The sequence below is a fragment of the Bacillus sp. 2205SS5-2 genome, assembly GCF_037024155.1.
In the GTDB taxonomy this organism is placed as follows: Bacteria; Bacillota; Bacilli; order Bacillales; family Bacillaceae_K; genus Bacillus_CI.
On sequence record NZ_JAYKTS010000029.1, the window covers coordinates 6,998 to 20,142 of the forward strand.

Annotated in this window: 10 protein-coding genes and 1 other annotated feature; all 10 genes read right to left on the reverse strand. The window is 37.7% G+C overall.

Annotation, left to right across the window (positions count from 1 at the left end):
* Window positions 1–68 precede the first annotated feature (68 nt).
* Window positions 69–521, reverse strand: coding sequence for an IS4 family transposase (locus U8D43_RS16615; RefSeq protein ID WP_335872308.1), 453 nt, complete (start codon window positions 519–521; stop codon window positions 69–71).
* Window positions 509–832 carry a DUF4372 domain-containing protein gene (locus tag U8D43_RS16620; RefSeq protein WP_335872309.1) on the reverse strand — a complete coding sequence of 108 codons (324 nt, stop codon included), beginning with the start codon at window positions 830–832 and terminating at the stop codon, window positions 509–511. The genes U8D43_RS16615 and U8D43_RS16620 overlap by 13 nt, the downstream gene beginning before the upstream one ends.
* A 767-nt stretch (window positions 833–1,599) precedes the next feature.
* Window positions 1,600–2,850 (reverse strand): tyrosine--tRNA ligase, encoded by a 1,251-nt coding sequence (gene tyrS / locus U8D43_RS16625; protein ID WP_335872310.1) that lies wholly within the window; start codon window positions 2,848–2,850, stop codon window positions 1,600–1,602.
* A 40-nt stretch (window positions 2,851–2,890) separates the two neighbouring features.
* Window positions 2,891–3,097 (reverse strand) — a binding site (T-box leader).
* 140 nt (window positions 3,098–3,237) lie between these two features.
* A complete protein-coding gene (gene xylF, locus U8D43_RS16630) occupies window positions 3,238–4,293 on the reverse strand; it encodes a D-xylose ABC transporter substrate-binding protein (protein WP_335872311.1) in 1,056 nt (351 codons plus the stop codon).
* Between the two features lie 35 nt (window positions 4,294–4,328).
* The gene (locus U8D43_RS16635) at window positions 4,329–5,864 is read right to left on the reverse strand and encodes a response regulator transcription factor (RefSeq protein WP_335872312.1); all 1,536 of its coding nucleotides are present in this window, start codon (window positions 5,862–5,864) and stop codon (window positions 4,329–4,331) included.
* Complete coding sequence (locus U8D43_RS16640; protein ID WP_335872313.1) at window positions 5,857–7,302, reverse strand: sensor histidine kinase; 1,446 nt, start codon at window positions 7,300–7,302, stop codon at window positions 5,857–5,859. The genes U8D43_RS16635 and U8D43_RS16640 overlap by 8 nt, the downstream gene beginning before the upstream one ends.
* Window positions 7,302–8,276, reverse strand: coding sequence for a sugar ABC transporter substrate-binding protein (locus U8D43_RS16645; protein ID WP_335872314.1), 975 nt, complete (start codon window positions 8,274–8,276; stop codon window positions 7,302–7,304). Before U8D43_RS16645 ends, U8D43_RS16640 begins: the two co-directional genes overlap by 1 nt.
* A gap of 830 nt (window positions 8,277–9,106) precedes the next feature.
* Entirely contained in the window at window positions 9,107–10,279 is a 1,173-nt protein-coding gene (locus tag U8D43_RS16650; RefSeq protein ID WP_335872315.1) for a sugar ABC transporter permease, read from the reverse strand.
* Between the two features lie 12 nt (window positions 10,280–10,291).
* Complete coding sequence (locus U8D43_RS16655; protein WP_335872316.1) at window positions 10,292–11,812, reverse strand: ATP-binding cassette domain-containing protein; 1,521 nt, start codon at window positions 11,810–11,812, stop codon at window positions 10,292–10,294.
* Window positions 11,813–11,889: 77 nt separating this feature from the next.
* Entirely contained in the window at window positions 11,890–12,990 is a 1,101-nt protein-coding gene (locus tag U8D43_RS16660; RefSeq protein ID WP_335872318.1) for a substrate-binding domain-containing protein, read from the reverse strand.
* Between the last annotated feature and the right edge of the window lie 155 nt (window positions 12,991–13,145).

Below are 13,145 nucleotides of genomic sequence, written 5' to 3' on the forward strand. Positions count from 1 at the left end.
GTAGACTTTTAGTTTTGCAAGATACCTTTCTCAGTTTTACGACAAATATGAGTTTAAACCTAGCGAAATTAAATTAAAGCGATCCAAATTTGAGTATAAACAGCATTTTGACTCTTTCCATAGAACGTTTTGATTTTCAGATGTTGTTTCATCCATTTAAAAAAGGTCTCTATTCTCCAACGATAGCGATACAAGTCACCCACTTCTTTAGCCGATAAATCGACGCAGTTGGTTAGGAGGATGATGTCGTTTTGTTCGCTATCTTTGGTTCGAATAAGACGCAAGGAATTTTTCATCTTCGTGTCATTTTGATCATCACCTAGATAGACTTCTTGATCTTGAAAAATATGATTTTCTGGATCGGGCGCTTGTTCATTCAGTACTTCAATCTTAGCATTTTTCTTTAATCGAGTGATGAATCGAACATCATGATTAGAAAGACGATCATACTGTTTATAGTCATTATACCCTCGGTCAAATAATTGAATGGCGTCGGGATCGATCTCGATTAGTTCCTCCATTTGTGACCGATCGGAGTGCGTCGCAGGTAACAGGACGGCCAACCCTGCTTTCGAGAGAGTTGAGAAGCGCTTATGGTATCAAACTCCATAAAAAGTTGTAGTTCTTTCTTATTTTTTGCCTTTTTCTCCAACCGATTTAAGCTCCTCGAATCAGTCAATTGGGCAATAAGAAAGAGTTGAAAAAATTTATAGGTGGTTAACTTTTTGACATAACGATCAACATCGGGCACGTTAATAATCTGTAAAAATTTCTTTTCGTCTAAAACATTTACTAGTTCACTTATTGTGGATTTTGTGGTATTCTTGTCCATGGATATCTCCTTTATAATTAGGGATTTGGATGAGAACGACCAAACCTAATTATAAGGGATTTTTTTATGTCCATAAAGACTTAAATTTACCATAATTAACAGTAAAATCCATTTAACTATTTAGTCTAAAAGTCTTGACAAATATAGAGTTTATTAATGCAATGCTAATGACTTTTACCCTAAAAAAATTAAAGAGCTTGTTTTAATCAATCCATTTATCAAAAGGCTCTTTTCCTATACTTTATTCACATCTTCCTTTTTTTCGCACGACTTTCTCCTGTTTGTGCACCACTTTTTCCATTTTTGCGCACGACTTCTTCTCCTTTGCGCACGACTTTCTGGATTTATGTACATTTTCCCTTTTTACTTTGATAGGATTCAATGAATGTGTAGAAAAAGCAGGCTTTAAGAGGAAAAACGGCAGGTATTTGTTGGTCAAGTCTCTTGTTGATTAGAATGATATATGATTTGTCGGAAAATAAGAGAGCAATCAACATTATCCACCAGCCCATCATGAGAAACAATTCCTCAGGTACTATAAAGGCATATCCAAAATTTAAGAAGAACAAGACGCCTTGAACACCTTCAATGTGTTGGCATCAGCTTCATTCAAATAGCTCCAAGAAGGGAATTCACTAATCAAATTCTGGTGGGATGAGATAATCTACTAAGAAAATTTCTCTAGCTCTTAAATCGATTTGTAATAAACATTAAATCGAAACAGGTACTAACTCTCTAATAGAAAGCACCTGTTCATTGAAAGAAACTTAATTCTTCTCTATTTCCAGTTTAATAAATTTTCTTTTTCCAACTTGAAGAATCATACCTTCTGTAACATCGACTGTTAAATTCACATCCGTTACTTTTTCAGTATTTATTCTGATTCCACCATTTTGAATCATCCTTCTTGCTTCACTTTTTGAACTTTGCATTCCTACTTCAAAAAGTAACTCAGTCACTAACACTTTATTCCCACCCCTCCACTTTACCACTGCAATGTCATTGGGAATGGCTCCTTTTTGGAAGACAGCCTTAAAGTTTTCTTCGGCTCTTTTTGCTGCCTCACTTCCATGATACATGGTCACGATGGTTTTACCGAGGTGGATTTTGGCATCTCTTGGGTGCAGTGTTCCTTCTGATAGATCGTTATGAATTATTTGTTTTTCTTCTACTGTTAAATTGGTTAATAGATCAAAGTATTTGGTTATCAATTCATCTGGAATAGACATGGTTTTTCCAAACATTTGACTCGGTTCTTCTTCAACACCTATATAGTTATTCTTAGATTTAGACATTTTCTCTACACCATCAAGACCTTCTATTAAAGGTAACATCAGAACAACTTGCTTTTCTTTTCCATAGTGTTCTTGAAGATGTCTTCCCATTAATACATTGAAATGCTGATCTGTTCCACCTATTTCTATATCACTTTCTAAGATAACAGAGTCATAGCCTTGCATTAAGGGGTAGAAAAATTCATGCAGTGAAATCGGTTTACCTACAGAAATTCGGTTAGAGAAGTCGTTTCTCTCTATTAATCGAGCGACGGTTATCTTCGAAGCAAGATGGATGATGTCTTCAAAGTTAAGGGGGGTTAGCCATTTGGAATTATAGAATAACTCTACTTTTTCCATATCTATCACCTTACCAAATTGTTCGGAATAGGTTTTTGCATTAAGTTTAACTTCTGCGTCTGTTAATTGCTTTCTTTCTGAAGACTTCCCAGTTGGATCTCCTATTTTCCCTGTGAAGTCACCAATGATTAATTGAATGATATGGCCATTATCCTGAAATTGCTTAAGTTTATTTAATACGACCGTGTGACCTAAATGGACATCTGGAGCTGATGGATCTACACCTAATTTTATTTTTAGAGGCTGATTCTTTATTATTGATTTTGCAATTTTTTCTTTCAATTCTTTTTCAGGAATAATTTCTTGTACTCCAACCTTATACAAATTAAATTGCCTTTCTAATTCGATTCTTTGACTATCGGTTAGCTTGCTTTCATGATCCATAAATTCTCCTCCTAAAAAAAAATAAAAAACCACGCCCCTAAAAAGGGACGTGGTTTACGCGGTACCACCCTAATTGAAGATTACTCTTCCACTTAATAGAATAACGGTTTAGCCGTTCTTTGCTACTTTAGTTCACAAAGAAAGTTCAAGGATGTAATTCGTTCTTATCTTTGTTCTGATTTTCACCAACCATCAGATCTCTGTGACAGTGAGATATAAAACTACTTGATCCTATCTTTACTTTTAATTTATTTGAATTTTTTATTATTCTACCTGTAAATGGGTTAGGATTCAATCCTTTTTCGAAAAATATTTAATTTAACTATAATAGCCTTTCAAATGACTTCTATTAAATTTCATTACATAATAAGTTGAAAGAACTATTGGTTAATAAACCTCATCCCACGTATGATACCCATCCTGAATAATTGTTTGCTTAAGATTATATTGATCGACTGCAATGGGTGCCAACAACACAGAAGGGGCTTGGATTTTCCCGTTGTTTACTGTTCTTTCCGTACTGATGTGTTCCCCCTTCGCCATCTTCACTGCTAACTCTGCTGCTTTCTCTGCCAATGTATTAATCGGCTTATAGACGGTCATAGATTGAGTACCGGCAACAATCCTTTGCACTGCTGTCAGTTCAGCATCTTGCCCGGCAACGGGAATTTTACCAGAAAGTCCTTGTTCTTCAAGAGCTTGAATGACACCCCCTGCGGTGGCATCATTGGCAGCGATAACAGCGTCGATTTGATTATTGTTTGCTTGTAAAGCGGCTTTCATGTTTTGATAAGCGCTCGTAGGTGTCCAGTTTTCGGCCCACTGATCATAGACGATGGATATATTTCCGTTATTTATAAACGGTTGGAGAACATTAAAAACCCCTTTTTTAAACAGATGAGCATTATTATCTGTTTCAGCTCCACCAATATAGACATATTTTCCTTTGGGGACGAGGTCAGTGATCGCTGTTGCTTGAAGTTCTCCCACTTTTTCATTATCGAATGAAATATACAGGTCGATATCCGCATTTTTTATCAGTCGATCATAAGAAACAACTTTTATTCCAGCCAAATGAGCTTTGTGAACAATGGCTGCAGTTGCCTCTGCATTATGGGGAACGATTACAAGAAGGTCCACCCCGTCGTTGATTAAGGTCTCTGCCTGAGTAAGTTGGAGAGCATCATCTCCATACGCTGCCAGAATCTTCACTTCAGCACCCAGTTGATTCACTGCCTCTTTGAACAAGTCTCTGTCTCTCAGCCACCGCTCCTCTTCTAACGTGTCCATCGAGAATCCTATTTTAATTTTTTCTTCCGGAGTCGTTTCATCCTGTGATTGAATGGGAATGAGGGGCTCATTCAATTGTTCACAAGAAGCAATAACGGAACCAATTACTATCAAAAAGGGTATGAACAGCCATTCGATTCTTTTTCTTCTCATCTAGTCCCCCTCTTCCTATAAGGTATTCAAACCGACTATCCTTCCATTTTTACAAGGAGTGATTTCCGATATTCCTTTGGTGTAACCGTAACCATTTTTTTGAATACTTTACTAAAATAGTTCGGGTCGTGATAACCAACTTCATATGTAATTTCTTTAATGCTTTTCTCAGAATCTGTGAGTAACTTCTTTGCTTTTTCTAGTCTGCACTCGGTTAAAAAATCAATATAGTTCACGCCTAGTTTTTCCTTAAACATTTTACTAATATAAATTGGGCTTAACCCCACTTGGTTCCCTAATGCTTCTAGCGAAATATCATCTTGTGAATGTTTAATAATATATTGCTTTAGCCTATGCATCGTATCGTCTTCTACTCGGTGATAATGTTCATTGAACGACTGCTTCATACCTTTGAGTAATCGATCAGTAACAGAGATAAGTTGAAGATAATCTTTCAATTGTGAGGAGTATAGTGGCGTTGCAATTTCTACCCCCATCTCATTCATCACTTGAGAGACCATCCAGAGAGCTTCCTGCACTCGTTGTTGAGTTTTTAAAAGATTGGCTCCCTCTTTTTCATAGCATTGAATCACATTCATCAAATTAAATCGAACCTGATCCCATTGGCCAAGACGAATATGTTCCGAAAACTCTTTTAGCTCTTGCTTTATTGGCTGTCCACCACACACGTCTCCTGTGATAGTGAGGTCTGAGTAGAAATGATATTTCACTGGAAGGCTTGTGTCCATGGCCGCCATGAGAGAATCTTGATAGGATTGACGAATGTGTTCAAATGAACGACACTCGCTCCCAATTCCAACAAACCAGCCCGCTTCTGGTTTTGATTTTGTTAGTGAAAGTATCTCTCTTGCAAGCCTAGTTGCTTGTGAGCGGAATGATTCAGATTGATTTCGGAATAAAATTATTGGGAGCTGACTTCCATATACTGCCCCAACCCACCCACTTTTCGTTTGACTTACTTTTTCTTTAACTGCAGAATAGATGTTTTCTGATCCTACTGGAATTACCACAAGCAGGACAAACATTTCACTTTTCACAGGAAGATCCAGCATCTCCATGAGCATGTCTACATGAACTTCATGAACATGATCGAATAATAGTTGAGTTACGACATCTGTTTCGACCAAGGCTAGCGTTTTTTCTTGCTGAAGTTTCATTTTTTCCTGACGTTGTTTTTCTTCTTTAATTTTCTCCACTACTTTCCCAACAATCTCCACGATTTCGCTTGGTCTACTTGGTTTTAGTACATAGTCCTTCACCCCAAAATTCATAGCAAGTCGCAAATAATCAAAGGAATCATACGCCGTAACCATAATGAATTGAATCGTTGAATCCCTCGCACTAATGACTTCAATGGCTTCTAAACCGTTCATCCCAGGCATTTTTATATCCATTAATATCAGATCAGGATGGTATGTTAATGCCATATCTACCGCCAAGTGTCCATTTTTTGCTTGCTTTATAATCATCTCTGGAAAGCCCATTTGTAGAATTGCTTGCATTCCTTCACGTTCAATTTGTTCATCATCTACGATTAGGAGCTTAACCAACCTTCATCACTCCTTGCTTCTTTAGTTTAATCACCACTTTTGTCCCGCTACCTTCTTTGCTGATAATTTGAATAACATCATCATATCCACAGAAAAGTCGCAGTCGCTTTACAACGTTTGGAAAGCCAATTCCTGTAGAATGTCCCTCTGTTTGGACGCTTTTTTCTTGGAGAATTCGATTAATTTTATCCGTTGTCATTCCGACTCCGTCGTCCTCTATTTCGATGATGGTTTCCTGTCCGCCATCGATCACTCGAAACCAGATAACGCCTCCGTCTACTTGTGGCTCGACCGCATGAATAACTGCATTTTCAATAATTGGTTGCAATGTGAGGCATGGAATCTGAACATTCTGGCAAGACTCATCAATTTCAAAATGTATTTGAAGTCGATCGGTGAACCTTGCTTTCTGAATATCCATATATTGCTTTAACACTACAACTTCTTCATGGAGTGTAACCGATCGGTCTAACTGCTTTAAGTTGTACCGCAAAATCCCCGCTACACTTACTAGTAATTCACTCGTTTCTTTCGATCCCTCAAGGTACGCCTTTTTGGAAAGTGTATTGAGCGTGTTAAATAAAAAATGCGGATTGATTTGACTTTGTAAGCTAAGAAATTGGCTCTCCTGTAATAATATTTTACTCTGTTGTAACTCTCTTTCTAACAAGGCTTTTTGCTTCATTTCAAAAATCAAATCATTAATATTAAGTCTCATGCGATCAAATGTTTTTGCAAGAAAAGCTATTTCATCATTTGTCTCTACCTTGATTTGTAAATCAAATCGTCCTTTTGACAAATGATTTGCCGCTTTTGTTAGTTTCAATACTGGCCTAGTTATACTTAACGAGAACCAATAGGAAGTGACGAGAAGCAAGAGCATAATGAGTAAGGTCAACCACAATCCAAACTCCAAGACTTCCCGAGATTGTTCAATTAGACCCCGGTAAAAAGGGTCGTAGGTTTTTAACTCTTTGTCTAACAAAGTGAGGGTCATTTCTGAAATATAATTGGAAATACGTGTTACTTCCGCAAACTCTTTTTGTGACGCTTCTGTTTCATTTTCACTATGAAACAACATCAAGCGATCGGTTGTTTCAATGAAGCTTTCAATTAAATGAACATAATTTGTTAATATAAAATTATTTTCTACGTTTTGAAGCTTGGACACCTCTATTTTTGCGTTTTTAATCTCGTCCATACTTTCATTTAAGAATTCTAACTTCCGTTCCGAGGGGTCAAGTAAGAAATTATTTAGGTCTGTAATCGCTTGCTGACTGGCACTAGTGACTTCATTCATGATTAAATAACGTTGAAGAATGCCATGGTATTGCTTATTTGTTTGATAATTGTAATATGTGAGCGCTATCCAAATTATCGACATAAACACCAATATAATAGTAGTAAGCATGAGAATCTTTCGCTGAATACTATTCATTAGAAGTTCATCTCTTCCGTTATTTGAATATCTGTAAAATAACCATCCATATCTAGTGGAACAGTCTGTCCATTTAGCCATTCGATTAGTCGTTGAACACTCCATTTCCCCATCAACTCTGGGTTTTGCTCAATAATTCCGTCCAGCTTCCCTTGCATAAGAAGCGATCGTGTTTCTGGACCATCGTCAAAGGAATAAATGTACAATGGCCTCACTTGAAAACGCTTACTTATTTCTTTGATCATTGGTCCAGCTAAATTGGCATTAACAGCGATAAATGCCGCAGCATCTGGAACCTGATTGAGCACATTTTGTGTCGTAGCAAAGACCTGTTCTCTCGTTTGGGCTGTTTCTGCCTCAACCACTTCTATGTTGGGGTAATCCTTCGTTATTTTTTTTATTCCCTTCAATCGTTCTTCTTGATAAAACTCATGTTGGTTGTCATAGAAGAGGATGACTCTTCCGGATGGTCCCATATCCGCCACCAATTTGTTCGCAATCATTTGTCCCGCCATAAATTGATTAGAACCCACATACGTTTTTCGGAGGCTTTCCTCCATCGGCACGTCATTCGCTATGGTAATTATGGGAACTCCATAAAATGATGCTTTGATTTTAGTAATTTCTTTAAATTCCTCTCGGTCTAACCCTTGAAGAATAATCCCGTCTACCTTGGAATGAATGGCCACTTCTATTTTCTTCAGGAAATCATCTTGGTTATTTCCATAGCTACCCCAGACCTCCAAGAGCACGCCTTCCTCCTCGGCTTGCTTTCGAGCCCCTTTGGAAACCTTGTCCCAAAATCGCGTATCTAAATCTTGGGTAATTAAAACAATTCGATGCTGTGAATCCTTTTCTTCAAAGGTCTGAGGAGTTTCCGAATTACTGTCGAATACGTCTTTTGCCGACACTAAAGTTAGATAAAAAAGAGTGAAAAGAATGCTACCTAATAAAATCATCGCTGTTTTTCGCAATCGAAATCCCCCCTCCCCTAATTATAGACTACAGTCATCATATCATTTATTCAGATTTTTGGAATATTTTCATTTTTAATTAGTTTGGAATAACATTAAACAAACTGAGGAGATGGAAGTTCCTAAAAAAAATTCATAAAGAGGACCTGTTTACCACCCACCCCATAGAAAATAGAGGAACTAAGTATGAGTTCCCCTGATGATGTTCTTATTGTTACTGTTGTTCGTACATATTTCGACATTACTCCACAGATAATAAGAAATAGCTAACACATAGCTTTGTTAAGGGCTGTTTGCGCAAAGATTGCGGCTTTTCGAACAGGAATATATCCTCTGATTTGTATGACTTCAGGCTCTTTTCCAAATGAAAAACTCTCCATTTTTAGATGAAAAATAAGAAATCAGTCAAAAAACCTTCCTGCCTGTTTTTTCTTTGTCCCAATAGCAACAAAGGATTCGAAAAGAGCCTTGTTAAAAAAATACGCTATTTTCGCAATTTGTGTGGTGGTTCGAATAGTCATAAAACCCCCTGAGTTTTATGACTTCGGGCTCTTTTCTTAACGAGAAGTTTTTATAAATTCTAAATTAAATGTAAGGACTTTCTCGAAAGAACCTTACTATCTGTTCTTACTTTGTACTAGGAGCAACAAAGCTTTCGAAAAAAGCCAAAAGAGAAGAAATTCTATCCTTATGGGAGCAAGATGAATGTCTAGATCTTGGCGACAAAGGCTCGATGTCATAAGCCAGGACATGTACTGAGGCAAAGAGTAGACTCAGGCCAATCTCTGTCTTATGCTTGTCGTCACCAGACGGGCGCATTGCACTTTTTATTATCTTTTTTTCCTTGTCATGACATCAAATATCACGGCCCCGGCTAAGACACCGCCTCTAATCATGTATTGATAGGAAATCCCAACGCCGAGCAAATTCATTCCACTCGTCAGAGAAGCCATAACAATCGCACCAATAATCGCACCAGTTACTTTTCCAACACCACCAGCAGCTGAAACTCCCCCAACATACGCAGCCGCAATCGCATCTAATTCAAATAACGTTCCGGCAGTTGTTGTAGCAGACTGCAAACGGGCTGTGAATAGGATACCGGATAGGGCCGATAACATTCCCATCGAACCGAAGACAATATAGGTTATTTTTTTCACATTCATTCCACTTAAATGGGCAGCCTCAGGATTACTACCTACAGCGTAAATATGACGCCCGAGTACTGTCTTAGTCGTAAGAAAATGATAAAATATAACAACAACTAGCATAATAATAACCGTCCATGAGAAGCCATTATAGCCAGCTAAAATCCAGGTTAAATATGCAATAATCCCAGAAATAAACACGAGTTTCAGGATGAAAATTCCTTTTGAAACGACTTCAAAATCATACTTTATTTTATTTTTCCGGGTAGAAAACTCACTATAAATATAAAAGAGAATACTGACCAATCCAACAAGTAAAGTTAATAAATGCAGACCGTTCACTTGAACAATAGATGGTATAAATCCGTTACCGATTGCATTAAATGTTTCGTCTTGAATAATAATTGTTCCCGTTTTTTCAGTTACTTGTAAAAGTGCACCTCTAAAAATTAACATTCCCGCAAGCGTTGCAACGAAGGAAGGAATGCCGATTTGTGCAACAAGGACACCGTTTAGTAAGCCCACTAGAATTCCCAATGCCAAAATGATTGGAATCGTAATCAACATATGTAATCCAGCCTGAGTCAAAAGAATCGCAGCTATGGCCCCGAGGAAACCAGCAGCATAACCTACCGATAAATCGATATGTCTGATTACAATGACCAGCGTCATCCCGACCGCTAACACGGCAATATATCCTGCAGAATCTAAAAGATTACTAATATTTCGGGAAGACATAAATAACCCATTAGTCATAATGGAAAAGGTTAAGATAATAACAAATAATGCGATAAACATTCCATAATCTCGAATATTTTCTTTTAATAAAGCTCTCATTTCACTAAAAAAACTCATCAATTTCCCCTCCTACTGCGTCGCCAGTTGCATTATTTTTTCTTGATCGGCTTCCTCGTTCGATAACTCACCCTTGATTTCTCCTTGAGCCATCACATACACCCGGTCACTCATTCCCAGTACTTCACCTAGTTCCGATGAAATCATGATAATACTTAGTCCCTTGTTAATCAGCTCGTTCATGACTGAATAAATCTCAAACTTCGCACCCACATCAATTCCACGTGTTGGTTCATCTAGGATAAGAAGGTTCGGTCCCACAAACAACCATTTTGCTAACGATACTTTTTGTTGATTTCCTCCACTCAAATTGCCGACTATCTGCTCTAGAGAGGATGCTTTAATGAAAAGAGAATGTTTATATTTATCGCCGATGATAATTTCTTCATTTTCATTAATGATTCCCCGGGAAGAAATGCCTTGGAGATTCGCTGCGGATATATTTCTCTTAATATCTTGAAGCAAAAAGAGACCATCATCTTTCCGGTCCTCAGTCACATAGGCGATTCCTGCTTTGATTGCATCACTAGAATGCTTAAACACAGTCGATTCACCTTTCCAAACTAAATCTCCTTGAAGCTTATAAGACTTTGCGTTTCCAAAAATACTAAGTGCCAGTTCAGTACGTCCCGATCCCATTAAGCCCGAAATGCCAACGATTTCTCCTTTTTTAACGTGAAGGTTCACATCCTTTACGACTTTTCTCCCTAACTGAGGATCATAGGCTGACCAATTATACAATTCGAGAATTTTTTCACCTGCTGGCTTACTTGGTCGCTTCGGATAAATATCATTAATTTCACGGCCTACCATGTTTTTTATGATGACTTTCTCAGAAATTTCACTTTGCGATGCATCCAACGTACAAATGGTTTCACCATCACGAAGTACTGTGGCTTTATCGGCTATCGAAATCACTTCTTTCAGCTTATGAGAGATCATAATACAGGTTATCCCTTGTTTTTTTAGCTCGCATAATAATTCCAATAGATTTTCACTGTCATCCTCGTTTAGCGCTGCAGTTGGTTCATCGAGGATGAGAAGTTTGACGTCTTTACTTAAGGCTTTCGCAATTTCAACTAACTGACGCTTACCTACACCTAATTCTTTCACTAATGTATTCGGATTAACGTCTAAATTTACTTTTTTTAGTAGTTTCTTAGCCTCAACAATCGTTTGGTTCCAGTCGATTAATCCCCCTTGCTTTACTTCATTGCCTGCAAAAATATTCTCGTATACACTCAAATCTGGAAACAATGCTAGTTCCTGATAAATAATGGCGATCCCAACTTTGACACTATCAGTAATTTTGTTAAACTTTTGCACTTGGCCATCATAGAGGATATCTCCTTCATAGGTTCCATTTGGATACACCCCACTAAGTACTTTCATTAGGGTGGATTTACCTGCTCCATTCTCTCCTATTAAACAATGAATCTCGCCTTTTTCGACCTTGAAATTCACGTTGTCAAGTGCTTTAACGCTGGTGAAATGCTTGGAGATTTGTTTCATCTCCAAAATATACTCACTCATCCTTCTCCCCCCTTAATAAAATGGCGAGACGGCGATAGCTCTTTCTACCACTGTCTCGCCCAAACTGAACCTAAAAATTACAACCCTGTAAATTCGTCTGCTTCATAGTAACCAGATTCAATCAGTTCATTTTTCACATTTTCTTGGTCTACGACAATGACATCGGTTTGTTTCGCTTTTACCTCAACACTACCATTATCATAAGAACCGGTTGTTTCAGGAGTGCCATCATCTAGAATTGCAATGGCCATACCCATCGCATCTTTAACTAATGTACGAACATCTTTAAATACCGTCATCGATTGCTTTCCATCAATTACATATTGAATTGAAGCTTTTTCAGCATCTTGACCGGATATAAGGTAATTCGAAATGTCTCCATCAGAGCCGAATACATCTGCAATTGAACGAGCTGTTCCATCATTTGGGGCAAGAACAGCGACATCACCTTTGAGATCATCCCCTGCTGCAGTTAAATGTGTTTGTGATTTGTTTTTTGCTTCGTTTGGATCCCAGTTTGTTGTCACTTGTCCAAGAATTTTACTCATTTCATCACGAGTAAGTTCCGCTGTATCTTTTAACGACTCTGCCTCGCTAGAATTGGCAACTTTGAAAGTTCCATCGGCAATTTTCGGTTGAAGAACTTTCCAAGCTCCTTCAAAGAATAAGAAAGCATTATTATCAGAAGCCGCACCTGCGTATAAATACAATGGCACATCTGAACCACTAATGTTGTCGATTAAGTATTGTCCTTGTGCTTCCCCAACGGCCACACTATCGAACGTCACATAATAATCAACTGCATCAGTATTTGTAATTAGACGATCATAAGAAATAACTTTGATTCCCTCATCCTTCGCTGCTTCAACGGCAGACGCCGCAGCATCCCCATCTTGAGGACAAATAATGAGAACATCAATTCCTTTACTAATTAACGTCTCCACATTTTCTTTTTCCTTGGCTGAAGATCCTTGACTGAACAAAATCTCCGTCGTATAATCGGAATCTTTTAGCGCATCCTTAAATCGTTGCTCATCTTGCACCCATCTTGGCTCATCCTTCGTCGGTAATACAATTCCCACATTCACTTCTTCTCCACCACTGTTGCAAGCTGCTAATATGGCTGTTAACAACATAACAGCTAGCAATAATACAATTTTTTTCATCCCTTTATTCATCTTCTTACCCCTCTCAACTTTTTTTATGAGTATATATTCATTATAGGGATGGAGACATCTTTGATGTAAGCGTTAACAATAGCATTTTTTTAGTATCTTCTGTAATTTTTTATTATTTCGGAGATTCTGATAGTCTTTTTTTACTATATAACTTT

Bases quoted from the DNA above. Each gene is read 5' to 3' on its own strand.
- U8D43_RS16640 (WP_335872313.1), bottom strand. From the start codon at position 7,302: ATGAATAGTATTCAGCGAAAGATTCTCATGCTTACTACTATTATATTG.
- U8D43_RS16650 (WP_335872315.1), bottom strand. From the start codon at position 10,279: ATGAGTTTTTTTAGTGAAATGAGAGCTTTATTAAAAGAAAATATTCGA.
- U8D43_RS16620 (WP_335872309.1), bottom strand. From the start codon at position 832: ATGGACAAGAATACCACAAAATCCACAATAAGTGAACTAGTAAATGTT.
- U8D43_RS16660 (WP_335872318.1), bottom strand. From the start codon at position 12,990: ATGAATAAAGGGATGAAAAAAATTGTATTATTGCTAGCTGTTATGTTG.
- tyrS (WP_335872310.1), bottom strand. From the start codon at position 2,850: ATGGATCATGAAAGCAAGCTAACCGATAGTCAAAGAATCGAATTAGAA.
- xylF (WP_335872311.1), bottom strand. From the start codon at position 4,293: ATGAGAAGAAAAAGAATCGAATGGCTGTTCATACCCTTTTTGATAGTA.
- U8D43_RS16655 (WP_335872316.1), bottom strand. From the start codon at position 11,812: ATGAGTGAGTATATTTTGGAGATGAAACAAATCTCCAAGCATTTCACC.
- U8D43_RS16615 (WP_335872308.1), bottom strand. From the start codon at position 521: ATGGAGGAACTAATCGAGATCGATCCCGACGCCATTCAATTATTTGAC.